This window comes from Sphingopyxis sp. GC21, from assembly GCF_025727575.1.
Lineage (GTDB): Bacteria > Pseudomonadota > Alphaproteobacteria > Sphingomonadales > Sphingomonadaceae > Sphingopyxis > Sphingopyxis terrae_A.
This window is the reverse complement of the sequence record NZ_CP095845.1, coordinates 117,413-141,846: the sequence shown is the minus strand read 5'-3', so window position 1 is coordinate 141,846 and position 24,434 is coordinate 117,413. Positions and strand designations below refer to the sequence as shown.

Here is a 24,434-nt window from a genome sequence, read left to right as displayed (position 1 = left end):
TCGAAGAAGCAATTCGCCCATTCTCATCGCCGACGCGCACGCGCCGGATATGAGCGCACTGCAGCCCCTCTTTTCGGCAGTCGGCAAATTAACCGGACAAGTCTCAGGTGTCTTTGCGCCGATCGATGACGAACATCCGGCGCCCGAGCGGGTCTTTTGGGCGGAGGCGGCACGCATTTCGATTGCTCAGAAGCATGGTGCTTTTTGGCTTCTGGTCGATCCCGATATCTGGATTTGGCCGCCACGGGCAAGAGAGGCCGCACGCGAGTTTCTCGACGAACGTCGCAAGGATCGCCTGAACGCGAAGTTCGACGCTATTCTGACGGCTTGGATCGGTGTGCTTGCTGGCACGGCACAACGAGGGGCAGTTATCGAGGTCTCGGCATTTGGTGATGTGGAGACGGATGCCAATCCCAGCTTTACGTTCGGCAACCGGACAGGCTTTTCCATGGGATTGGGGGGATAATGGCCATCGACAGCCGCCTCCCAGGATATTCGAAGCTGCCGGAGCCAGATCTCCTCTTCCATCTCGGGCGCACACATAAGCATCCGCTCGTCGGGCTTATCGAGCATGGCCCGTTTAGCCTGAAGCTCAACATACCCGGTCAGGTGCGATTGGCCGTCGTGGCTCGACAGCGCGACATGGCGCAAGTCGGCCGCGTGATCACTGAGCTGAGCAACACGGCGCGGGCGCGGCAGGCAACTAACTATTATCCCGACTACCTTGGCTTCCAGAAGGTATTTCGTACCCCGCTCGTTCCCCCTACCGACCGCACGACAATTGCGCTGCCCGATTCCCTTGATGCTCACGCAAGCGCCGGCGCGAAAGTCGAACTCGCGCGTGAGCTGTTTCAATCGCTCGCGTTGCTACGGGGATTGCGGACAGAGTTCGACGTCGTGCTACTGTACCTGCCGCAGGCATGGGCGGCTTGCTTCGAGGGCGAGAATTTCGACTTTCATGACTATCTGAAGGCGTTCTGCGCGCCGTCAAATATTCCAATTCAAATTCTACGCCAGTCGAGCTTGGAACGCACGTGCCGTGCAAATGTGATGTGGGGTTTGAGCGTCGCGTTGTACGCCAAAGCTGGCGGGGCACCGTGGAAATTGACAGGACTCACACCTGACGAGGCGTTCGTCGGCATCAGCTACGCTATGAAAACCACTGCCGACGGTACCAGTTTCACTACCTGTTGCAGCCAAATCTTTGATCCCGATGGAACAGGCTTTAATTTCGTGGCCTATGACGTCGATGCGAACGGGTTTGAACAGGACGCTCGCAACAACCCTTATCTCTCTTACTACGAGATGCAGTCGGTCCTCTCCCGAAGTTTGAACATCTACCAGAGTGGCCATACCGGCCGGCTGCCGCGCAAGGTAACCATACACAAGAACACGCCCTTTCGCGAAGAGGAGATACTGGGCGCACTCGACAGCTTCCGCGACGGCACCGAGGTTGAACTCATTCAGATTGTGAAGGACGTCGAGTGGAAGGGCATCTGGTACAACACGAGGCAGAGCCCGTCCGCACATGGATACCCCGTGGAGCGTGGAACATATATTCCTCTCGAGAAGGACGAGGCGCTTTTGTGGACACAAGGCAATGTCAAAGGCGTGCATCTGACAAAGCCGAATGGTGATGTTTACAAGGAAGGTTCCCTGAAACCAGTGCCGTCACCGATCCTAGTAAGGCGCTTTTCGGGAAGCGGCGGGTGGCACGATACCTGTGCGGGTATTCTCGGCCTGACGAAGATGGATTGGAACAACAACACGCTGTACAAGAAGCTGCCGGTTTCGTTGGTCTATTCCAGCCGCTTCGCTTCTATTCTCCAGCAGAATCCGGACATCGTTGATAATGTCTACGATTTTCGAAATTTCATGTAGTCTTCCGAAAGAGATGTGAATGTGCGCCCATTTAAGGGCGGGGCAATTTAATGGGGAAATTATCGCGCGATGGTTGCAGAGACGCCTATGTCGGCTGCAACCGAGCACGGCAGACGACCTGTAGGAATGCGACGAGCGGGTAGTTACCGGGCTCCGCGGAAAGGACAGCCTCGAGGTCCGGCCATCGAAGCTGCAACCGTCTCGATGCAAGGGCAATGAGAAACTCCGCCGCGGCACCGCCCCGCGCGGTTCCTGCCGACAGGATGACGCGCCGAATGAGCCGCCCGAGGTCGCGGCTTTCGTCAGGCGCATCTGCGAAGTTCATTTCCGCAGGATACGCTGCGCGTAGAATGCTCGCCTGAATTATGTCGTCGTTGAACCGGCCGAAGTTGCCGGCCGCTAGGATAGTTTGTTGGAACCAGTTGCTTTTTATCGCTGGCTTTTTTCCGCGACCTGCATTTGCACGCAAATTTTGCAAAACCGAAGCGATGGTGAAGAAAATATCGGCCTCTGAATGCGGTCCGCGGGGTAGCCCATCGGGCCAGAAGACAAATCCGGGTTGCAGCGTGAGCGACCGCTTCCCTGAGTTGGCGACGAAGAGATCGGCGCTGGTGCTCGACGCGATGCGGCGCAGAATCTCGACCCGTGCGTTGATTGCCCTCTTCAGATTGTCCGGGATGAGGGCGCTGACATCCGGATCGCGAAATAGGCGCAGCTCCGCATCCCAAGCGTTGTCTTCACTCGAAGACGGGAGGACCATCTTCTCGACTTCGATCATTTGGTAGGGAAAAGGATTGACCGTCTGTTCCAAATGGCGCGACAGCGCTTCCCGCCGTGCCTCGCCCGACGTCTTGGAGAAGCCTACAAGATAAAGGAGCGGCGCCTTCGCGGCGACGCTGCGCAGATCTCGGCTGATATCGAGCAGGCTTCGACCGCTTTCGATCACCGCAGCGGCAATGAGGATCGCCGAGGTCGTATCCGCTGGGATATGTGAGAGGTCGTCCCTTCCAAGGGGCTTTATGTCCCGGCCGGCGAAGTCTGCGGCATGCCGCGCGATCGGGACAGACCATTCGTCGATCGCAATGACGTGCTCGACGCTCCCGGGGAGCGATCGGCGTAGCGCGTAATCGAGGCGGTCGCGAAAGGCCGGAAGTTCGAGCAATGCCGCATGGTTGATGCTGAATTGCCGCGCGCCCGGCTTGTTCCCGAAGCCGATTCCGAATAGGCCGCCCCCCGCATATCGTGACATCAATTCCGCAAGCCGGTCTGGTCCGTCATTTTTCCCGATGAGTAAGGGATCCTGCTGAGGCCCCGCAAATTCGAACTGGTCGCCCTTCAACTTGATCGCGAAGGAACCGCCCCGGCACATCCGGCAGCGCGCTTCTTCCTCGACCTCGGGCAATTTGTCGACGCCTTCGGGATTGCGCGTGTCCGACCGCGATAGGTCGCAGACAATCCTCGATTTGCTCTTGTCATCGCCGAGAAACAGCAGGTGGGCGATCTGCCCCGGCTCGAAGCCGTGTTGCTCGATCAGATGCCGCGCGAGGCTTCCGCTGGACGACGCGGAAATAAGCACGAATGCGTCGGCGATTTGCGTGAAGCGATAATCCTCGACGCCCGCGTAGGACGAGAAATTGTCGGCCAATATCGGCGCGATGCCCTCGAACGAAGCGAGCTGTTCGTTGATCGCGGCGACTACCGCGTAAAGCGATGGTGTATCGAGGTAAGCGATGCGGGCACCCTCAGGCACGTGCGGGAGCGCCGCGAAGCCAATAAAGGCGATCTCCGCACCGCGTGCGAGGATGTTTGAAAGCCGGATGAATCGTTCGGTATGCCGACCCGACGGGTTTTCGAAATGATAAGTCGGCGTCGACTCGACGAACCCGTGGCGAAGGTTGAAAATGCTTGTGACAGCACGCCGCCTGAAGTCGTCGAACTCAATCCGACGCGTCGCTGCGGGGCCCTTGATATGCTCGCGCCGGCACTCTTCGCCGCGCCTGTTATAGCCGGCGAGCGTGACTGTGGCGCGGTCGCGCAGGCGGGCAAGGGTTGCAGTATGGAGCGGCGCCGCCGCGAGGTCGGCCCGCGCTGCATCGAATTGCGGTTCGCGGACAACGATGAATAATTCGTCGGGCACCAGATTTGCTTCGATCTCGGCCTCAACGACGGTCGCCAGCGCCTCAGCGTCCAGCGTGGGCGTCGCCGAAAAGACCATCAACACATCGCGCGCGGAGGCTTTAGGCCCGGTGACGAATCTGAAGGCGTATACCGAGTTCATCGGCCGCGCCGCATCGGAAGGAGGATCGTCACAAGGCTGCCTGCCGCGGGGGCAAGCGGTGCCGTGCCGGGCGGCGCAAAGCGCTGCAGCGCATAGCCATCAGGAATATTGTGCGCGCCGTAATCGAGGTAGAACGATTGCCGGCCGGTCCTCAGCCTCAGAAATCCCCTCTGTCGCTGGAGGACACGCAGTACATGGGGCAGACCTTCGCCGAACCGATCTTGGCCCTTCGCGCTGCCTCTGCCGAAGCACTCGCGGACAGCCGTTTCTTCCTCCTCTTCCGACAATTCTGCCAAGGGCTTGCCGGTCCAGGTCGAGGCGAAGCCAGGCCCTGAATCAAGGATCGACAGTTCGAATAGATGCGCATGGGCGGCGTCTTGCGCCGGAGCCAGCATGGCGCAGAAGTTCGCAAGCGGCGGAAATTCGTCGGCCAATCGCGCCGCTGTGTCGGGCCTGATAGCATGATGGTCCGTTTTCACTGCACGAATGGATATTCGCAGAAGATTTCCTTCGGCGTCGACGAGGCCATGGTCTTCGGTATTTTTGAAAGTCTCGAACAGCATGGCGCCGATCGCTTCTGCTGCTTCTTGGTCGAACTGCGGTCTATATGGCTCCGGGATCGTCCGCGTCAGGAGCCAGCGGGCAAGGTCCCGAAAATTCTCTCGGGGCCTCAAAGCCCCTCTTTGATGCCGGCCGGGCAGATAAAGAAGATACGGTCGGTCGCGACCTAGATGATCCGCACAGACGATCTCCGAGGACGATCCGCGAAAGCCCAATCTCGGACGCTGCCCCTGAATGGCGTCTAGGCGTGCAAGCGCCGCGCCGATGAGCTGCTCAGTGATCGACGTGGCGCCATCCATCGCCGTGGCGGCGCTGCAGCACAAGGCCGAGGTGATGCCTGGCAACCGACGTACAAAATCATTGATTTGGGCCGGATTCGACAAAAAGGTCGCGAGCTGCGGTTCCTCCATACGCTGCGCCCAAGTGACAATAACTTGCGCAAGCGCGGCTTCACCCCCACCGATCGACGTCCGGATACGCGAAGGGAGTCGGAGCGACGCGTTTGTATCGGCCCGAGCGATATTTCGAAGCGTCTGCTCATATGCCGTGATCGTCGATTGCCCAGCGATTCGCACGCAGCCCTCCTCACCGGTGATTTGGCCCAAGCAGCTCTGCCGGTCTAGCATCTTGCTCGATTGCTGATCCGGCTCCGTACGCGTTTTTGCCGCGTGAGCCCCTCAAGCTGCGATCACGTACAACGCGACCTCGGCCGGCGGGTCAAAGAGGTGGCATTATTTCCGCTTCTTGAAATCAGCGTGCGAAAGCGGTCTGACTGCAATCGGCCAATCTCATAGTGGAGCAGGCTGGGCAGGTGCGGCGGGGCCGCTGAAACGTTTATCATCATTTCCTGAACAGGTTTATCGCGTCCTGCGAGAAGCTTGATCTCCTCAGATAGGCTGAAGGCGCCCCCGTCGCAATTAGGAGGTGAAGGGGCTTCGGCGTCGGCGGCGCGCGCCTTGACCTCCAACGTCGGCAGGGCGTGGAATTTCGAGAGGACAGCGTATCTGACGGCGGTTGGCAACTGCCTTCAAATTAGGATGAGCCTGCGAAGACCGTCCGCTTCCGGTGACACTTCGCCAAGGCAATCAATCATTGTCGAAAGAGAACGGCCGAAGGCGTAGGACTTTTTACGCCACATGGTCTCATCTTCAGTGTATATTTGGACCGCTTTTTTGGAATGCGTCAGACCCAGAAACTCTGAATAGCTCGTCAGCGCGTGGTGGACGGCCTCTTTCAGCGTGGCGGCGCTGTTTTCCGGCAAACCAAAATCAGCTGCCACGATCGCTTCCAGACGTTCGGTTGGGCTGATCGCTATCATCGCCTTGACATCGTCAGGGCGCACGCGGTTGTCCCGGGCATATACCGCCAAGAGATAGACGATCCCCGAATAACAGGTCAGCATCCGGCTAAATTTGAGCTTCAGATTCTTGATCTTGTTACGGGAATCGCCCTCTTTCCGGTGGAATTCGTAATTTACGCAGAAAGTCCGCCACATCCGGATGACGTCGTTGAACAGAAATGACGGAACAAACGCATCCTCGTGACCCGCATAGTCGCGAAAATATTTCGCAATCACAAGGTCGATCGTCTTGGCGTAGGTATCATTACCAACGAGAGGTTTGCTTTCGAGCAGCAACAGCATCCGGCCGGTCAACGTATTGCGGAAGTCATCTTCGCTGGATCCGAGCCATTCTGTGAAAGACCCAACTTTGTGCGACGTCAGAAATCGACCCCCGCCATCGAATTTGGCAAGTTTGTTCTTTTCTGCGGCGCTGATCAGCGCGCCTTTGAGCTTTATCTCATCAACAGCGTTGAGCAGCGGTTTTCCAGGCGGGCTCGGATCCGTCTCAAGGACGATGAACAAGTCTAGATCGCTATCAGGGCCGGCCTCCAGACGGCCAAAGGATCCCGTGGCGTAAACGCATGCTCTTGTTCCAAAGGCATCATTTGCGCCGGACAGGTCACGCGTTATCTGCTGCAGCCGTTCCAAGGCGCTTGCACGCGCCGAAAAAAGATAAAGCTCACTCATGGCCTTCTTCCATCACGAAGACATTCGCGAATATTTCGGCCTGTTCGATTGCGTCATCCAAAGCATTGTGCGTGTGGGGAAAGCTTGATCGCACGGTTTCCGGAATCCGCGACCGACCCGATTTGCTGATCATTCGGCGAAGTTTGATTGAGAGGGCCGTCTTGGTGTCAAATCCCCGTGAGTGAGCGAACGGCGACCCGGTCGTTGAAAATCGCATGAAGTACCAATAGAGCCACATCCAGTCGAAACTCAGCGGGTAGGCGACGATGACAGGGGATCCGATGCCTGCACGCTGTCGTACCCAATTCGCTGCGTCCGTCATGGCTGTGATCGGATCCGCACCTCGCTCGATAAGAGCAGCGCGATCCAGCCCGTTGACGGCCAGCGCTTCGCGCTCGAAATCATCGGAAATCGGACGGAGCTCGACATAATATTTCTCGAGATATTCCGGCGGCCGATAGAAGGTCGTCCCGTCATATGCTCCGGCATAGACGAGGCCGAAAGAGAGCATTGAATAAGGCCCCGGGATGGGACCATCGGTTTCGACGTCGGCCGAAAAATAGACGTCATAGCCTTGGGACGCGGCTTCGGGATATCCTACCGTGACGTTGATCGGTGCGTTAGCCGGCACGGCGCGCCCTCCCGGCATCGAGGCGTCGGGATGAAATAATCTGAGTCGGGAGGCTAGGGCTTGTCATCGGCAACCAGTGGACGAGAAGCGTGCGGCGCTCAACCTCAGAAACAACTTCGCGTCCGTTCTCTCGCCAAGGTCCTCAATCACATTGCGGGCCGTCCCGATCGCGAACATTCCGATGAGCCAATTATCGATCGGACCTAGTCCCGGTGCCTGCAGGATTCAAAGACGTTTAGGGGCGTGTCACGAAGGAACTAGACCTCCAAGATGAGGCAAAGGGCGGCGCGAGCGCCAATCGTTGCCGTGCCCGGTAGAGGCAACTCCCGAAAAAAGAACAGAAATGAGCCCGGCGGCGAAGGTCACCTTGGGAGCAGGTGGGCGGGCCTGATCGCGGCTCTCGCGCTCGCCGCTGCGAACCAGCCGCCACGCGCGGTGCGCCAGCATCGCGGATAAACACTCGAAAACGGTGATTTTCGGTCATCGTCAAGCATTTTGTCATGAACGTCTGCTTGTCGAGATTTTCGTCTCGAAAGCAGACCGACCGCAAGCGGCCACCATCAGCACGACCGCGTAAGCCTCCAAGACAGCGACTGCAGGATTGTTGCAGCGCCGGCGAGCGCCAGCCCGATTGCCACGGTCCCTGGCCATCCGAAGGCGAGCCAGGCGGGGGCAGCAGCAGCTGAACCGGCCGCGCCGCCAAGAAACATGGTGCCCATGAAGATGGTGTTGAGACGTGCCCGGGCATCGGGGCGGAGCGCGTAAACGAGGTGCTGGTTGGAAACGAGCGAAACCTGCACCGCGAAATCGAGCAGGATCACCCCGACGATCAGCCCTGCCAGCGAGGTCCAGAGACCGAAGATCGCCCAGGAAGCGAATGTCAGCGCCGTGCCTGCCAAAATCATCCGGTGCGGTCCCTGCCGGTCGGCGATGCGCCCGGCGAGCGGCGCCGCGAGTATGCCGACGGCGCCGACAATACCGAATAGGCCAGCGACATCGGCACCAAGCCCGAAGCGCGGCTCTTCAAGACGAAAGGCCAGGATCGTCCATAAAACAGTGAACGATCCGAATACGAGCGCCTGCGTCACGGCGGCGAGCCGCAAGGCCGGAAATTCGTTCCACAGATGGATCAGCGAGCGCATCAGCGAACCATAGGTCAGACTGGTCTCGGGCCTGCTTATGGGCAGTTTGCGGGCCATCCAGGCGCCGCTCAGCAAGGCGACGGGCGCAGCAATCCAGAACATGGCTCGCCAGCCCGCAGTCGAGACGATGAAGCCGGCAATGGTCCGGCTGAGCAGGATGCCGCAGAGGAGGCCCGCCATGACCCGGCCGATGATCGCTCCGCGCCGCTCGGGCGGAGCGAGATGTGCAGCAAAGGGTACGATTTGCTGGGCGACCGTCGCCGCCGCGCCGAGAAGCAGCGATGCGAGGACGAGCATGGCTGCTCCCGGTGCGATTGCAGCGGCGGCGAGCGCGAGAGCCAGGGCTCCAAACTGCATGGCGATAAGCCGCCTGCGCTCGACAAGGTCGCCGAGCGGTACGAGCAGGAAGAGGCCGGCGGCATAACCAAGTTGGGTCGCGGTCGGGACGAGTGCCGTAACCGGTCCGGGCAGATCGCGCTCCATTATCGCAAGCATCGGCTGGTTGTAATAGATGTTGGCAACCGCGATTCCGGCGGCAGCGGCCATCGAAAAGGTCAGCGCATTATCCATCGATGGGCGAAGATCGTTGGTCATGGGGATCTCCTGATCAGCAGGTTTGGTCATCTTCGCGGAACATGATCGGCCGGACATGGCGGGGTGCGGTCATGGTAGAATGCTCTCGCGATACGGGAGAGGCGAGGGTCGCTCTCCGGATTGCTGCGGAGGCTAGGCAGGGGCGGACGAACCGCCAATCATACGAAGATATGCAAACCTTTGTTTGGATTGGATGGGGCCTTTTCGCCTGTATCTAAACCTCCGCCGGACGGCATAGGGCCGCCCCGACCAGGAGAATCAAGATGGCGGATCAACACCAGCGCGCCTCGCTAGCCGAGCGCTTTCTCGGCACACCCACAGATCTCGGCACCGATGCTACCCGCGATATTTCGGCGGGTCTTGCGGGTCTGCTTGCCGACGTCTTCGCGCTCTATCTTAAGACCAAGAATTTTCACTGGCATATGAGCGGGCCGAATTTCCGCGACTATCATCTCCTGCTCGATGAGCAGGGCGATCAGATTTTCGCGATGACCGACATGATCGCCGAACGCGCGCGCAAGATCGGCGGCACGACGATCCGCTCGATCTCCGACATCGCTGGCCGCCAGCGGATCCTCGACAACAACGCCGCCTACGTCGATCCCAAGGACATGCTCGCCGAACTGCACGGCGACAACAAGCAGCTCGTGGCGGAGATGCGCCGCGTTCATGAGCTATGCGACGAATATGCCGACGTCGCCACCGCGAGCCTGCTCGAAGTGTGGATCGACGAGACCGAACGGCGAAGCTGGTTCCTTTACGAGAGCTGCCGATCGCCGAAGATCCTCTGAGGACTTCGGCCGCGGCGACCCGCCTGCCTCCCGCTCTCCCCCGGCGGGTCGCCGCATCCTCCAATCGAGAAACCTGACAGACACATGCTCCCTGTTGCTGTCGGTCTCATCTTGTTGATCACCGGCTGCCGGAATTACCAACGGCGCGGCGATCAGCGGCTTGCGCGCTTGCGATGCGGCGGCGGGTGCGAGCGATATCGCATATTTCCTGTTGCGGACGATCCTGCCGATGTGGCGAGGAAGCGCGCGATCACGGGGTTCCGCAATGCCCCCAGTGCCGCCTTCCGCGTCCGGATTGACGCGCCGCTCGGCGACAAAAAATCTCCCTTTTTAAAGCTTCGGCGTCGTCGCGGCTTCGGCGCCCCTCCATCTGATCGCGTCTTCGATCGCGTCGAGCAGGCGATCGGGGTCGACCGGCTTGGTCAGGAATCCGCAAGCGCCTGCCCTCGTCGCCTGGTCGCGGGCGGCGTCGGTTGGATAGGCGGTCACGAGAATGAAGGGCGTCCGCCAGCCGCGCGCGCCCATTTGGGCCTGCAACTCCAATCCTGTCATCCCGGGCATGTGCAGATCGGTCACGATGCAGGCGAGCTCCTCATGCCCGCCGCTCGCCAGCATCTCTTCGCCACCCGCATAGCAGCGCGGCGTCATGCCGGCCGAGCGGAGCAGACTGTCGAGGCTGCCACGGACATCGGGATCGTCGTCGACAATGGCTATGATGGGGGAAGAAGACACGAAAGCAATTCCAGTGAAATAGCGGCACGGGGGCACGGGGGACTTTCTGAATGCGCCCGCCCACGCCGTTTTTCCATCATACTCAGATGTTAAACCGGTGGATGCTGTCGTCGCGCACGCCGAGCTGTTCGGCCATGCGGACGAGGTCGGCGAGCGACTGCGCCGCCATCTTGCGCATCACATTGCCGCGGTGGATCTTGACCGTGATCTCGGACAGATTCAATCGCGCTGCGACCTGCTTGTTCATGAGGCCGGTGACGACCAGCGCCATGACCTCGCGCTCGCGCGGGGTGAGCCTGTCATGGGCCTCTTTCACGGCAATAGCTTTGGCGGCTTCGGCGCGCTGCGTCCGGCTGGCTTCGATCGCCGCCGCGACCGCCGTCAGCATCTGATCATCGCTGAACGGTTTGGGGAGGAAATCGACCGCGCCTGCCTTCATTCCCCGCACGGTCATCGGAATATCGCCATGTCCCGTCATCAGGATGACGGGTATCTGGATTCCCTGCTTGGCCAATCGCTCCTGGAAATCGAGACCGCTTTCGCCGCGGAGCCGGATGTCGAGGACCAGGCAGCAGGCCGTATCGGGTTGCCCGGACGCGAGGAAATCCTCCGTTTCTTCATGAAGCGCAACGTCATGGCCGGCAGAGCGCAAAAGGCTCCCCAAGGCGCCGCGCACCTCGGCATCGTCGTCGATAACATGAACGCGGGCCGCATTGCTCATATCGCTTCGGCTCCCTCGCGCGCGATCGGCAGACGAAACCAGAATGTCGCGCCGCGATCGCCATTGTTCGCGGCACCAAGCGTGCCGCCATGCTGCTCGATAATCGAGCGACAGATCGAAAGGCCCATGCCGAGGCCAGTCGTCTTGGTGGTAAAGAAAGGCGCAAAAAGGCTTTCCGGATCGGCCGCGATACCCGTGCCCGCATCGCAGACGTCGATCCTCACCGCGTCGCCATCGCGGCGCGCTTTGAGGTCCAGTGTTCGACGCTCGACCGGAACCTCGCTCATGGCCTGCTCCGCATTCAGCATCAGGTTCATCAGCACCTGCTGGACCTGGACCCGGTCGCCCGCCACGCGGGGAAGATCGCCGGCAACAGTCAGCTTGATGGCGACCCCATGCGTTTGCAGGTCGCGCTGCAACAGGGCAACCGTTTCTTCGATCAACGGCGCAAGCGCTATTGCCTCCCGGCGCGGGTCGGCCTTGCGCGCGACATCGCGGATGCGCGCGATCACATCGGCGGCGCGTGTGCCGTTGGCGGCAATATGATCGAGACAGTCGGACACCTCGGCGGCATCCGGCGCCTCGCGCGCGAGCCATCTCTTGCCCGACTTGGCATAGGTCACGACCGCCGACAGCGGCTGGTTGACCTCATGCGCAATCGAGGCGGCAAGCTGGCCGAGCGTGGTGAGACGCGAGACATGGGTCAACTCGGCCTGTGACTGCGCGAGCCGCGCCTGCGCGCGTTTGCGTTCGGTAATATCGAGCGCCATCACAAGAACCCGTCCCCAGCCATCGCTGCCGGGCGGAATAGTGACACGCAACAAGACGTCAACGGGCTCGCCGGATGCATCGAGGAACTGGGTTTCCTGCTCGATCGTCTGATCACCCGAGGTCAGCGCCCGCGCGATATCGCCAAAGGTCGCCTCGGCCGCGGGGGTGTGATGCGGCGCGAGCGTCTGACCAACCAGTGCGTCACGGCCCTTCAAGCCGAACAGGCGCGCCGCTGCTTCATTTGCGTCGCGTATGACGGCCGCTCGGGCTGCGCGCTGGATCCTGGCTGGTTCCGGCTCATCGACGTCTGCCAGAAGGCTGTGAGCCGCCGACCAGTCGCTTTCCCAGATCGGCAGACCGGCAGCGTTGAAGATGGTGCGATACCGTGTTTCCGAGCGCCGGCGCGCTTCGGCCAATAGCTGATGTCGTACGCACAGCAAGGTCGTGATGCCGATCGCGACGAGGCTGACGGCGAGGCGCATCGCCGCCGAATCGAGCGGTTCGCCCCAATGGCTGATGTAATAGCCCGTTACCGCGAGCAGGATCGTCAGGCTCCCGGCCGCCCATATCAGCGCGCGCATCTGACTGCGCGATGCGACAAGCACAACGGTCGTATAGAGCACCGCTACTGCACCCTGCAGCGGGCTCAGAATATCGAGGGCAAAAATAACGAGCGCGAGGGTCGCCGCCATCGCGCCGTGCAACTGCGCGCCCAGCCTCCTGGCGTCCGCATCCCCGCGCATCAAAGCCTCCCGCAGCTGGCCCGGCGAGGAGAGCCGGCCCCAGGGGAAGCTGGACGAGCCAGGGCGCAATCGCAACAGCGAAGGCGGCTCGAGACCGAAATTCAACGTGGTTCGACGCATAATGTGAACCGCGTTCCTGGCGCGTTATCGTGCCACCCATGCGCCGCTCGCATACGCCGCGCCATTATCGCTACGAGCTGCGAGCCGATGCCGGTGCCTCGGGACGGCTGGCCGCGCACCATGCCGCGGCCGCGGTCCGAAACCTCGAGCCAGTAGCCGCCGTGCGGCAGAGCGCGCAGAGCGATCCTGACGTGACCCGGCGCGCCCGGGGCATAGGCATATTTGAAGGCGTTGCCGACCAGTTCCGAGACGATGATCCCGACCGCGGTCGCATCTTCGGCGGGGACATCGACCGCAGCCGGCTCGACCCGGATCCGGCTTTCGCCTTCGATAGCGGCTGCCGCCCCATCAAGCTCTTCGGCTAGCTCGCAAAGATAGGCGCCGAGGTCCACGAAGGCCTTGTCAGGTGCAATATAGAGCTGGCGGTGGACATTGGCGATCGCGCCGATGCGCCGCTGCACTGTGGCGAACCAATCGCGCATCTCGGGGTCGGCTACCCGACGGGCGTCCAGCGAAATGAGCGCGCTCAGCAACTGGAGATTATTGGCGATGCGGTGATTGGCTTCGTCGGCACGGCTCGGTCCCCGCAGGGGCGGCAGGACCGCGACAGGGGACGGCGCAAAGATCGGGACTTGATGTTGCTGGGTCATCGGGCATCCTTTCGGTCCGCCGCCAAGCGGCATGCCCCCCTTGTTTCCCGATCGCGCGGACAGGCGCCATCATACCTAGGTTTGCCGGCATCAACGGGCGACCCGAAACCTGCGTATAATATCGCCGCGGAGCCGCAGCGCCGATGGTTCGATCACCGGACGGACACGTCTTGCCGTCCGCTGCATTCACAGGAGACGATCATGGCTTTTGTTACCACGCCCGACGGCACCGAAATCTTCTACAAGGACTGGGGTCCGAAAGACGCTCAGCCGATCATGTTCCATCACGGCTGGCCGCTGTCCGCCGATGATTGGGACGCGCAGATGCTCTTCTTCCTTGCCCATGGCTATCGCGTGATCGCCCATGATCGCCGCGGACATGGCCGGTCATCGCAAACCGACATCGGCCATGATATCGATCATTATGCGGCGGACGCCTCGGCTGTCGTCGAGCATCTCGATCTTCGGGGCACGGTGCACATCGGGCACTCGACCGGCGGCGGCGAGGTCGCGCGCTATGTCGCGCGGTTCGGTCAGCCGCAGGGGCGCGTCGCCAAGACCATTCTGGTGGCTGCGATTCCGCCGCTGATGCTGCGAACCGACGCGAACCCGGGGGGAACTCCGATCGAGGTTTTCGATGGTTTTCGCGAGGCGCTTGCGGCCAATCGTGCCGCCTTCTTCCTCGATGTCGCCGCCGGGCCCTTTTACGGCTTCAACCGTCCTGATGCCGTCGTGTCGGACGCGGTGATCCGCAACTGGTGGCGGCAGGGCATGATGGGCAGCGCGCTGGCGCATTATGAAGGCATCAAGGCATTCTCCGAAACCGACCAGACCGAGGATCTCAAGGCGATCTCCGTGCCGACGCTGGCGGTGCAGGGCGATGACGACCAGGTGGTGCCCTACACCGACGCCGCACTGCTTCAGGTCAAGTTGTTGCAGAACGGAACGCTGAAGATATACCCGGGCTTTCCGCACGGCATGCTCACCACCCACGCCGATGTCATCAACCCCGACCTGCTCGCCTTCATCACGCAATGAGCTTTGCATGAGGGGGCGGCGCGCGGCGCCGTCCCCCATCCATCCAGGGAGATGATCATGAGCGACCCCGATACCCGCGCACCCCAGATGTTTCCCGTTCTGAGCCATGCGCAGATTGAGCTTGCGCGGCGTTTCGCCAGCGGTCCGGAGCATCGCTTTGCGCCCGGTGAGACCGTATATGCGATCGGCGAGCGCGGCGCGCCAGCCTGGCTCATTCTCGATGGCGAGATCAAGGTGACGCGCGGTGACGGGCTCGATCGCACGGCGCCGATCACCGTCCATGGCGCGGGGCAGTTCACCGGAGAGGTCAATCAGCTTGCCGGCCGTCCGTCGATTGCCGGGGGACACGCAGGCGACCTAGGATGTACGGCGCTCCCCTTCGATCCCGCGCATCTCCGGGCCTTGATGATAGGGTCTGCCGAGATCGGCGAAATCATCATGCGGGCGCTGATCCTTCGGCGCGTCCGGCTTATCGAACAAGGAGGCGCCGGCACGATCCTGATCGGTATTCCCGGGAGCGCCGAGATTATCGCGCTACAGGAGTTTCTGACCCGCAGTGGATTGCCCAATCTTGTTCTCGATGTTCGCGTCTATGGCGAGGGACGCGCGCTGGTCGAACAGGCTGGGGTTTCGTCTGACGAGCTTCCCCTCGTCGTCTGCCCCGGCGGGGCGCTTCTTCGCCGGCCGACGAGCGTGGAGCTTGCCGCCTGCCTGGGGATCATCCCGGACCTCGATCCCGATCACCTCTACGACGTTGCGGTCGTCGGTGCGGGCCCCGCAGGTCTCGCAACCGCGGTCTACGCCGCCTCGGAGGGGTTATCGGTTATCGTTCTCGATGCGCGCACCATGGGCGGACAGGCGGGGGCCTCGGCCAGAATTGAAAATTATCTGGGCTTTCCCACCGGCATCTCGGGACAGGCGCTTGCCGGACGCGCCTTCAATCAGGCGCTCAAGTTCGGAGCCGAAATCGCGATCCCCGTCGCCGTCGAGCGGCTGGTCTGTGACGCAGGTCCGCTGACCCTGGTCTGCGCGGAGGAACGCCGTGTCAGCGCGCGCTCGGTGGTAATTGCCTCTGGCGCGCAATATCGCCGGCCCGACGTCCCCAATCTGGCGGCCTTCGAAGGAAAGGGTGTCGCCTATTGGGCGTCGGCGATCGAGGCACGGCTATGCGCAGGCGAAGACATCGCCCTTGTCGGCGGCGGCAATTCGGCGGGACAGGCAATCGTATTTCTCGCACCCTTTGTGCGTACGCTCCGCCTGTTCGTTCGGCGCGATCTTTCGGAGACTATGTCGCGCTATCTGATCGACCGCATCGCTGCGCTCCCGAATGTGGAAATCCATTCCGGCGAAGAATTGTCTGCACTTGAAGGAGATGAGGCCGGAAATCTCGCTGCGGCGACGTTTCGCAGAGCGGCCGACGGCGAGGCCCGCCGTTACGCGCTGCGACACCTTTTCCTGTTCATCGGGGCCGACCCCAATGCCGGCTGGGCACGCGATTGCGTGGCCACCGATGAGGACGGCTTTATCGTCAGCGGTGCCGGCAGCCGATCGCTCGAAACGAGCCGCGCCGGCGTCTTTGCAATTGGCGATGTTCGTGCCGGATCGACGAAGCGCGTGGCCGCCGCGGTCGGCGAGGGCGCGGCGGTCGTTTCGCAGATTCATTCTTTGCTCGCACAATCCTGAAGGAATTCGCTGTGTCTGGATGTTCTCACCTGTCGCATGTTCACGACGTTACACCGAGTGCACGGGGCTGCGAGGAATGCCTCAAAATTGGCAGCCCATGGGTGCATCTGCGGCTCTGTCGCGAATGCGGACATGTCGGTTGCTGCGACCAATCGCCAAATCGCCATGCCCGCGCGCACTTCGAGCGTTCGGGCCATCCGATCATCGAGGGATATGATCCGCCTGAAGGTTGGGGCTGGTGCTATGTTGATGAGGTCCAGGTAGCGCTTCCTGATCAGACCAGCCAAATCGGGCCCATTCCTAGCTTTATCTAGCCCTTGTTTCTGACACCGGGATTGCGTTGCAACTGTCCACTGTTCTCGATTCTTCACTGAAATCTGCCAGTCCGAAACCGGCCACCTCAAGCCCAACGCAGCAAGAAGTTGGTCAAGGCGACGTGCGGATATCGGGCGTCGTCCCAAGGGATCGGGCGGTCGAGGGGATCTTCGTTCAGCGGACCATCGATATTCTGGAAATCGAGCGACAGTCCGGTGAGCGTCCGACCTGCTTGCATCATCGCGAGCAGCCGGTCGAAGGCGGCGGGCGACAGATCGATCGAAACCACATAGTCGGGCGCGTCGGGGGTACCTGTCCCGAAGGCGCTCCGGCGGATGCTGCCGCTCCAGTCGGAGCCGTCCTCTTGGGCGTCGAGGACGACCAGCATTCCTTGTAGCGCGCCGATATGCTGCGCTGCGCTGGTGATCGGCTGGCCCGCGATTCCACTGAGCGGAGCGGTCATGCACCGCTCCAGCCGTTCATACTCGCCATGCGCACCGCCCAGTTCGAGGCCGATCGCGCCGACCTCGAAACGGAGGAAATCCGGAACGATGGCGTAGGTGGCCGGGTTCGTCATGCCATCGTCCGATGGCGTGACGACGAGCTCTTTTCAGAGATCACGGACTTTTTTCCAGTAGAGCGCCGAAATCTGGCTTCCATCGTCGGCCGTATACCAATCGACGACCGCCTTGCTGTGCTCGACCCGAAAGACGCGGTAGCCCTTCTCCGTCCGCAGATAGTCGACCTTTTGTACATAGCCATATCCAGCGACCATCTTGCTTTCTTCGGCGCGTTTGGGATCGGCGATGCGGCGCAGCGACGCGGACATGTGGATCGTGGAAGGATAGTCGCTGCGGAGCCAGTAGAGGAGGATGGTATCCTCCAGCATCGCACGAGACCGGGCGTTCGGATCAGCTGCAACGGGCGTGAACCGGATAGAGTCGTATATGCGCGTTGAATCGGCGGGAACGTCGCCGGCGTCACCCCATACCCAGTTGAATGTGTAAAGCTTGTTTCCTCGCGCCACGATCAGATAGCGGTGGGTTGCCGGGGTGTTGAAATAGTCGATGGCGAACGAGAAGATGACCTCGCGCGCCGGGAGACCCTGGAAGGTCAAGGGACGGTTTTTCAGGACCTTGAAATTGTTGAGGCCGCCGCTGGCGATCTGATCGGCCTGGTCCTTCAGAAGGCCGGCGACGTCGGAAATTTCATAAATGCCAAAATCCACGACCCCGAAGTTGAAGCTGCTGCAGCGGCCGCCGATCTCTTTCCCGGGCCGCGCGCGCTCGGTTACCTCGACATTGACGAAATCTTCGGCCCCCAGGCTGTAGGTTTGATGCACATCGGTGCTGACGTCGAGCGTCACGCCGAGCCGCGGATCGGTGAAGTGTTGCCATTCCGGCCCGTAGCAATTCATCGTCGCGGCGGCTGGTGATGCGGCCAACACGCCCGCGAGAGCCACGAGGCCAAGGTGCCATTTCGTCATTTTCATTTCCCCAAAGCGCTTGCGATTAGCAAAAGCAGCAACCCCTTGGTCTGCATTGCCTATCTCGTCGCCGTTCGCAACATGCCTGTCTCTCGATGATGACGCTCTGCCTGCCGCGATCTTAGTCCGCTGCATCGGGCGGACGGTCGATGGCGGCTGTGGATCACGCCGTCACCGGCCGATCAACCGGCATATCTTCGATTGGCTTCGTAGGCCTCGAGTTCGAGTGGGGATTTGTCGTGGCCATGTTGGATCAATTCCGAGACATATTGGCCCGCATAGGCCGCGAAGCTCGTGCTCCGCTCGATCTGCCACACATGAACGAGCTCATGTGCGAGGCGCGGCTGGTCGAGCGTGAAGCCCTTCCGCACCCAGATTGTGTATCCAAAGGCCTGGGCGTTGTTGACGATGCCCGGACCGATGAAACCGAACGTCTCGCCGGCAAGCTTGATCTCGGGATTTTCCGTCGGGAAAGGGATTTCGTCGACGAAAACGAGGCGCACTTTTTCGGGATGTTTTATGCCGATCTCTGCGGCGAGGCGCACCTGGTCCGGATCGAGAGGGATGCCCGTCGCTTGGCCGCGCGCTTCAATTTCCTCCGCCCATTTGACATAATAGGCCATGAATTTGCTCAGAAACTCTTCCTGGTTGGCCGAGACCGCTTTCTGACCTGCCTGCACTTCGGCTGCCAGAAGTGTGGCTGAGGGGGGCAAGGTGCACCCAACAAGTGCCGCGACCATGATGGCTTGCCTCAGCACGGAATGACGCTCTGGCCGTCCTGCAAAAGCAGGATGGGTGCTGATATGCTGCAATTTTTCGGCCTCCTGTTATGGAATGGTCTTCAGTGTTTGCGGGCGGCGTAGGTGCCGCGCCGCCGTCGACGGATGGAGCCGGCTGCTACGGCTTATTCATCGCTTCGTCGAGACGGGAAGCGCGAATGGCTCGCAAAGTCATTCATGCCATTGCAGCTGCGAATCCGGCGAGCCTGCTTCAGTTCGCAAGCTGGACCGAGGGGTTGGTCTGCAATAACGGCTTTTCGCAATCCTGTGGCTTTCGCCCCCGCGCCTCTCCAAGCTTATCTAGAAAGTCACCCACGCGCGCCACGACCTTTTCTCTGCCCTCGGGCGCAATGGCCGTGAAGGTCAAGCCCGCTGTGGCCATGAACTTATACTCTAAAAACCTCCCGCACCGCCGGAGCCATTCCCAGCCAGCGCGCCACCCGCGGCAGGCGCGGCAGGATCAGCCGGTCGACGAGCCACAACAGGATCAGCGACGCCGCAAGCAGCGGCAGCAGCGCGGCAAGGCACAGCACGATCGCCGCCACACCCTTAAGCCGCGCCGGATCGCGCGGCATGGGCGGCGCGCCGATCGCATCATAGGGCTTGCGGCGGCGCCACATCAGGAAACCCGACACGGCAAGCGTGATCATCGCAAGCGCCGTTGCGACGCCGACGAGTTGATTGACGACACCGAATAGCTGCCCTTCGTGCCAGGCGATGCCGTAGCCGACGGCGCGGTCGATCACATGCTTGTCGGCAAAACCGCTGCGCCCCACCTCGATCCCGGTCACCGGATCATAGCTGACCTTGCGCACGAGCGGGCGGTTCTGCGTCTGCGTCGTCAGCGTCCACACATTGCCGTTGGGCGGCCCGAACATATTGGGCGCCCCCGGCGGCTGGATGATCGCCGGCGCGGGCATATGTTCGGCCTGCGCGCGCAGCACGATCCGATCGAGCTTGACCCGCGGCGCATCGTTTGCATTCGCCATCCGATGCGCCGGCGTCGCCCCGTTCATTGCCTTGGCCATCGCGCCATGATCGTGCGCGGCGTGCGGATCTAGCCCCCCCTTCCAGTCCTGCACCCCCGACACCCAGCCCATCTCGGCGCGCACGGCGCGAAAGCCCGTCGCCCAGATGTCGGTCCACGGCAGCGCGGTGGTGAGGAGGACGAGCGCGAGGCCCGAAACCCAGAATCCCGTGACGGCGTGCAGATCGCGCAGCGCCGCGCGTCCGCCAAGGCGCAGCCGCGGCCAGACGACCCCGGCCAGTCCCCGCCCGCGCGGCCACCAGAGATAGAGGCCGGTCAGGATCATCACGATTGCCCAGCTTGCGGCAAGTTCGACCAGAATGCCGCCGCCCAGCCCAAGGAGCAGCTTGCCGTGCAACCGCGCGAGCCACGCCGTCCAGCGCAGCTCGGGATCGGCCGACCCGATGACGCGCCCCTGCGGCAACACCGCCACATCGCGCATTGTGCCGCCGGGCAGGCCGAGGTGGATCACCGCGGCGTCGCCCGGCGCTTCCGGGATGCGATAAGAGTGAAAGGCCGCGCCGGGAAAGGCGGCGAGCGCCGCCGCGACCTGCGCATCGGCATCGACGGGCTGCGCGGCGGAGAGCCCGCGCCAGTCGCGCTCCTCCCACCGGTCGATCTGCGGCTTGAACAGATAGGCCGCGCCGGTCAGCGACAGGATCAGGATGAAGGGGATGACGAACAGCCCGGCATAGAAATGCCAACGCCAGATCGTGCGATAGAGCGGCATGCGGCTGACGTCGGTCATCCCCCTCCTCCCCCTCAGAACCGCGCGCGAAGGCCGGCCGAAATGGCACGGCGTTCGACGGGGTAGTAGATCGCCGACGCCGGTGCCGCGGTGATCGTCGCGCTGATATCGCCGATGGCCTTTTTGCCGGTGATGTTGCGCACATCGACGAACGCGTCGATGCCGTCGGTAATCCGCGCACCGCCGGTGATACCGATCAGCGCATAGCCCGGCGTCCGCACCAGATTGCGATAATCGGCAAAGGGGCCGTCGGGTACCCATTCGACATTCGGAGCGACGTGCAACGCCTCGCTCCCCAGCCGCAACTCGGCGCGATAGATATGCTTCGGCACCACCGGCAGGCGGTTGTTGCCGAACTGGCTGTCGCCGCGGAAGCGGAAGTCGCTGTAGGTATAGATCTGGCGCAGCCGCACCCACGGCGCGAAATTGAGCTCGAGCGCCGCCTCTATCCCCTGATGCAGCGTCCGGTCGGCGTTGAAGGTCGCGGCCGGAATGCTGCTGTTCGTCGAGAATTGCAGCATCTCACCGGTCAGCGTCGAACGGTAGAGCGCCAGATCCCCATGCGCGATGCCGACGCTGCCGCGCGTACCGATCTCGGCCGTCCACGCGCGCTGCGGGCGGATGGCGGAGATGACGGCGCTGGTCGGCGGGGTGCCGATCGTCTGGAACAGCTCGCCGAAACCGGGGAATTCGGCCGAACGACTGTAGTTGGCGAAAATCTGGATGCGGCTCAATGGTTCGAACAGCAATCCGAATTTCGGCGAAAAGGCGTCGAGATCAACGCGCCCGTCGGTCGCCGGAGAGGCCGAAAAATTGACGTGCCGCTTGCGCCAGCCATCGGCATAGACGCCGCCCGCGATCAGCGAAAGCTGCGGCACCGGGCGCACGCGGACCTCGCCATAGAGGCTCGCCGTCTGCGCTTTCTGGTCGGCATCGAAGGTCAGCGCGCCGCGCGACCCGCTGATGTTGACGAACTGCTTCGCCTTGGTGCTGCCATGGCGAATTTCGCCGCCCAGCGTCAGTTCGACCGGCCCCGCCGCATAGTCGAGCCGCGCGAAGCTGCCGACATCGGTCGATTTCTGGTCGATCACCTGAAAGATCGGGTGGAACAGCGATTTGGCGTTGATGAAGCCGCCAACCTCCAGCGTCGCCGATCCGAAATCGAAGGTCGTGCGATTCTGCAGGCGCAGCGAATCGATGTCGCGCTGCTGATCGCCCGCCGCGCTGCCCGCGTTCGCCATTTTCGGCGTCGTCAGCGCCTGATCATAGGTCAGCGCGCCGGGAAGCTGCTGGTTGATATTGTTGAAGCTGGCGTAAAAGTGCGTCGAGACGGTATCGCTGAGCCGCAGGCCAACATTGGAATGAAAGCGAAAGCTCCGCCGCTTCGCATGATCCCGATCCCCGTCGGACGTGTCGGCGCTGACCGCGCCCCAGGCATCGACCGCTTCGCTCGCCACCCCGGCCGAGACGAGGCCGCGCAGCATCGAAAAGCTGCCCGCGTCGGCGCGCAGATAGACGCCCTCGGCGGTGCGGCCGGTCGGCGTCACGCCATTGATCGCGCCGCCCAGCGTGCCCGACCCGAAGCGCAGCGCGTTGGCGCCGCGATAGACTTCGAGATGGTCGAAGAAGATCGGTTCGAGTTCCTGAAAGTCGCCATTGTCGTCGGCGAGGTTGATCGGCACGCCGTCCTGGAGCAGCGTGATGCCGCGCATGTGGAAACCGCGCGACAGGCCCGAACCGCGGATCGACAGGCGCACTTCCTGCCCATAGCGCGGCTGGAGATAAACGCCGGGTGAAAAGGCGAGCGTGTCGCGCAGGCTGACGATCGATTTGTCGGCATAATCTTCATAGGAAACGACATCGGTGCCGCCGGGCGTCCTCGCGGCGCGCGCTTCGGCCGCGTCGGTAAGCTGCGGCGCGGTGACGATGATCGTCGACTGGTCTTCGGTGTCCGCGGCATGGGCGGCAGGCGCCAGGGAAATGGCGAGCGCCAGCAACGGCGCCGCACGGGTAACGTGACTCTTCATGGAAAATCCTTCGCTTGAACACAGGCAGAACCGCGCCGCGCGAGGTGCGCGGACGGTAATCAAACCGGGTCAGGCGAAGGCGGGTGGTCCGGTGCTTGGCGGTAGCGGCGACGCGATCCCGGGCGCATAGCCCAGCGCGGGAATCGCGACCGGCGCGGGATCGGCCGCGGCGAGCGCGACGGGGAGCACGGGCGTATCGGGAACGATCGGCGCGACCGCGAGCGCGCCCCACGGACAATGCTGCTGCCCCTTGCCGCTGTCGTGGTCGCCCGCCTTTTCAATGGGGATGGTCAGCGTCGCGCCGGGATTGGCGGGGTCCGAACAGACGCGCACCGTGATCGCGCCCTTTGCGTCGCTTTCGATCATCCAGCCGGGCGCGACGAAGACGCGCGCCGCCAGCGCCAGCAGCACGGGTAGCAGCAACAGGATGCCGGGACGGCGCAAGACGGCGAGAACCCCCACGCGCCGCGCCTTATGCCCGTCCACGCGCGCTGGCAAGCGGGCATGAGCCCTATTCGGCGGGCGCCTCGTCGATCTTCTTGCCCGTCCGCGTCCACGGATAGAGGAACTGGCTGCCATAGCTGCGCGGTACATCTTCGGGGATGCCATAATTTTCGGGCCAGCGATCCTTCGGCAGATGAAAGGTGCCGAACAGCTTGTCGAGAAAGGGAAAGTGGATCGCGAAATTGACGTCGAACGCCTCGCGTTCCAGCCCATGGTGCCAATGGTGAAAGCGCGGCGTTGCGATCCAGTGCCCCAGACGGTTGAAATCGCCGCCGACATTGGCGTGGAGCAGCGACGACCAGACATAGACGAAGCCGATATAGGCCTGCATCACCGACGGGCTGAACCCGAGCGTGAACAGCGGCAGCGAGGTGATCGAACGCAGGAGGATGATCTCGACGAAATGCATCCGCGATCCCGCGAGCCAGTCCATCGATTTTGCGCTGTGATGGATCGCGTGGAATCCCCACAGAAAGGGGATTTTGTGGAACAGCCGGTGATACCAATATTGCGCGAGGTCGGAGGCGAGAAGGACGATGGCGAACTGCGCGATCCACGGCAGCGCCGCGACCCCGGCGCGGAATGCCGCCCAGCTGCTCGTATGATCATTGACGAACGCCTGCGGGGCGAGCGCAAGAAAGCCCAATATCTGCACGAACATCGTGCTGACGAGATAATAGAAAAGATCCTCGCGCCATTCGATGCGGAACAATCGCTGCGCACGGCGGTGCGGAAAGGCGCGCTCGAGCGGCGCGAACATGAAGCCGGTGACGAGCAGGTTGACGACGAAAAAGTCGAGCCCGAAGAAAATGCCCCAGTCGCGCGTCTCGGCGGGCTGGACATTGGCGCCGCCCATCAACGCCGCCGCAAGCCCGATCATCAGCGCGGTCAGCCCCAGCACCTTGCGCGGCCGCAGCAGCAGGCTGAGCAGCGACAGGCCATAGCTAGCGAGCAAAGTCAGGTGGACCATCCCGCGAAATCCGGTCCAGCCCTTGACGATCTCGAGCTCGGGCGTCGCGAACCAGTCGGGAAAGCGCAGCGCGACGACCATGAAAAACCCGCTGATCGCAAACAGCAATCCGAAGAAGCCCGAAAGCCACCCGCTCCCGAACCGTCGCACCTCGGTATGCGATTCCAGATCGCGCATGAGGCTTTTCAGATAGTCGCTCTTCGCCATTTTGCC

22 protein-coding genes are annotated in these 24,434 nt (G+C 62.1%); 6 read left to right on the top strand and 16 right to left on the bottom strand.

The features are described from left to right. The first annotated feature begins 49 nt into the window (after window positions 1-49). On the top strand, window positions 50-466 hold the full coding sequence (locus MU856_RS00635; protein ID WP_263588201.1) for a hypothetical protein: 417 nt from the start codon (window positions 50-52) through the stop codon (window positions 464-466). Continuing rightward, window positions 466-1,881 (top strand): argonaute/piwi family protein, encoded by a 1,416-nt coding sequence (locus MU856_RS00630; protein ID WP_263588200.1) that lies wholly within the window; start codon window positions 466-468, stop codon window positions 1,879-1,881. Before MU856_RS00635 ends, MU856_RS00630 begins: the two co-directional genes overlap by 1 nt. Before the next feature lie 85 nt (window positions 1,882-1,966). Here the strand turns inward: MU856_RS00630 and MU856_RS00625 are convergent, their stop codons facing one another. The 5 genes from MU856_RS00625 to MU856_RS00605 all read right to left on the bottom strand — a co-directional run bounded on the left by MU856_RS00625 (window position 1,967) and on the right by MU856_RS00605 (window position 9,116). After that, window positions 1,967-4,159 carry a hypothetical protein gene (locus MU856_RS00625; RefSeq protein WP_263588199.1) on the bottom strand — a complete coding sequence of 731 codons (2,193 nt, stop codon included), beginning with the start codon at window positions 4,157-4,159 and terminating at the stop codon, window positions 1,967-1,969. Then, window positions 4,156-5,130, bottom strand: coding sequence for a hypothetical protein (locus MU856_RS00620; protein ID WP_263588198.1), 975 nt, complete (start codon window positions 5,128-5,130; stop codon window positions 4,156-4,158). Before MU856_RS00620 ends, MU856_RS00625 begins: the two co-directional genes overlap by 4 nt. A 617-nt stretch (window positions 5,131-5,747) precedes the next feature. Next, window positions 5,748-6,749: a nucleotidyltransferase domain-containing protein gene (locus tag MU856_RS00615; protein WP_263588197.1), complete on the bottom strand. Its 1,002-nt coding sequence runs from the start codon at window positions 6,747-6,749 to the stop codon at window positions 5,748-5,750. Next, complete coding sequence (locus tag MU856_RS00610; protein ID WP_263588196.1) at window positions 6,742-7,380, bottom strand: hypothetical protein; 639 nt, start codon at window positions 7,378-7,380, stop codon at window positions 6,742-6,744. Before MU856_RS00610 ends, MU856_RS00615 begins: the two co-directional genes overlap by 8 nt. A gap of 560 nt (window positions 7,381-7,940) precedes the next feature. Next, entirely contained in the window at window positions 7,941-9,116 is a 1,176-nt protein-coding gene (locus MU856_RS00605; RefSeq protein ID WP_263588195.1) for an MFS transporter, read from the bottom strand. A gap of 263 nt (window positions 9,117-9,379) precedes the next feature. Here MU856_RS00605 and MU856_RS00600 point away from each other — a divergent pair, with 263 nt between their 5' ends. Continuing rightward, a complete protein-coding gene (locus tag MU856_RS00600) occupies window positions 9,380-9,907 on the top strand; it encodes a Dps family protein (RefSeq protein WP_263588194.1) in 528 nt (175 codons plus the stop codon). 330 nt (window positions 9,908-10,237) lie between these two features. Here MU856_RS00600 and MU856_RS00595 read toward each other — a convergent pair whose 3' ends face one another. The 4 genes from MU856_RS00595 to MU856_RS00580 all read right to left on the bottom strand — a co-directional run bounded on the left by MU856_RS00595 (window position 10,238) and on the right by MU856_RS00580 (window position 13,644). Further along, entirely contained in the window at window positions 10,238-10,639 is a 402-nt protein-coding gene (locus MU856_RS00595) for a response regulator transcription factor (protein ID WP_217373083.1), read from the bottom strand. Between the two features lie 82 nt (window positions 10,640-10,721). After that, window positions 10,722-11,360 carry a response regulator transcription factor gene (locus tag MU856_RS00590; protein WP_186401199.1) on the bottom strand — a complete coding sequence of 213 codons (639 nt, stop codon included), beginning with the start codon at window positions 11,358-11,360 and terminating at the stop codon, window positions 10,722-10,724. Beyond that, the gene (locus MU856_RS00585) at window positions 11,357-12,874 is read right to left on the bottom strand and encodes an ATP-binding protein (protein ID WP_263588193.1); all 1,518 of its coding nucleotides are present in this window, start codon (window positions 12,872-12,874) and stop codon (window positions 11,357-11,359) included. Before MU856_RS00585 ends, MU856_RS00590 begins: the two co-directional genes overlap by 4 nt. 101 nt (window positions 12,875-12,975) lie before the next feature. Next, the gene (locus MU856_RS00580) at window positions 12,976-13,644 is read right to left on the bottom strand and encodes a sensor histidine kinase (protein ID WP_263588192.1); all 669 of its coding nucleotides are present in this window, start codon (window positions 13,642-13,644) and stop codon (window positions 12,976-12,978) included. 201 nt (window positions 13,645-13,845) lie between these two features. Here MU856_RS00580 and MU856_RS00575 point away from each other — a divergent pair, with 201 nt between their 5' ends. The 3 genes from MU856_RS00575 to MU856_RS00565 are packed head-to-tail and all read left to right on the top strand — an operon-like array spanning window position 13,846 to window position 16,679. Next, window positions 13,846-14,682 (top strand): alpha/beta fold hydrolase, encoded by an 837-nt coding sequence (locus MU856_RS00575; RefSeq protein WP_263588191.1) that lies wholly within the window; start codon window positions 13,846-13,848, stop codon window positions 14,680-14,682. 57 nt (window positions 14,683-14,739) lie between these two features. Then, window positions 14,740-16,365, top strand: coding sequence for an FAD-dependent oxidoreductase (locus MU856_RS00570; protein ID WP_263588190.1), 1,626 nt, complete (start codon window positions 14,740-14,742; stop codon window positions 16,363-16,365). 11 nt (window positions 16,366-16,376) lie between these two features. Next, on the top strand, window positions 16,377-16,679 hold the full coding sequence (locus MU856_RS00565; protein ID WP_263588189.1) for a UBP-type zinc finger domain-containing protein: 303 nt from the start codon (window positions 16,377-16,379) through the stop codon (window positions 16,677-16,679). A gap of 86 nt (window positions 16,680-16,765) precedes the next feature. On the opposite strand, the gene MU856_RS00560 is transcribed toward MU856_RS00565, so the two are convergent. From MU856_RS00560 to MU856_RS00530, 7 genes are all read right to left on the bottom strand, one after another. Beyond that, on the bottom strand, window positions 16,766-17,257 hold the full coding sequence (locus tag MU856_RS00560; protein ID WP_263588188.1) for a hypothetical protein: 492 nt from the start codon (window positions 17,255-17,257) through the stop codon (window positions 16,766-16,768). Window positions 17,258-17,290: 33 nt separating this feature from the next. Next, complete coding sequence (locus MU856_RS00555) at window positions 17,291-18,301, bottom strand: hypothetical protein (RefSeq protein ID WP_263588187.1); 1,011 nt, start codon at window positions 18,299-18,301, stop codon at window positions 17,291-17,293. 47 nt (window positions 18,302-18,348) lie between these two features. Next, complete coding sequence (locus MU856_RS00550) at window positions 18,349-18,978, bottom strand: hypothetical protein (protein ID WP_263588186.1); 630 nt, start codon at window positions 18,976-18,978, stop codon at window positions 18,349-18,351. A gap of 353 nt (window positions 18,979-19,331) precedes the next feature. After that, window positions 19,332-20,720: a PepSY-associated TM helix domain-containing protein gene (locus MU856_RS00545; protein ID WP_263588185.1), complete on the bottom strand. Its 1,389-nt coding sequence runs from the start codon at window positions 20,718-20,720 to the stop codon at window positions 19,332-19,334. 14 nt (window positions 20,721-20,734) lie between these two features. Beyond that, entirely contained in the window at window positions 20,735-22,747 is a 2,013-nt protein-coding gene (locus MU856_RS00540) for a TonB-dependent receptor family protein (RefSeq protein WP_263588184.1), read from the bottom strand. A gap of 69 nt (window positions 22,748-22,816) precedes the next feature. Then, window positions 22,817-23,209, bottom strand: coding sequence for a DUF2946 family protein (locus MU856_RS00535; protein ID WP_234179153.1), 393 nt, complete (start codon window positions 23,207-23,209; stop codon window positions 22,817-22,819). 49 nt (window positions 23,210-23,258) lie between these two features. Then, complete coding sequence (locus tag MU856_RS00530) at window positions 23,259-24,428, bottom strand: sterol desaturase family protein (RefSeq protein WP_263588183.1); 1,170 nt, start codon at window positions 24,426-24,428, stop codon at window positions 23,259-23,261. Window positions 24,429-24,434 lie beyond the last annotated feature (6 nt).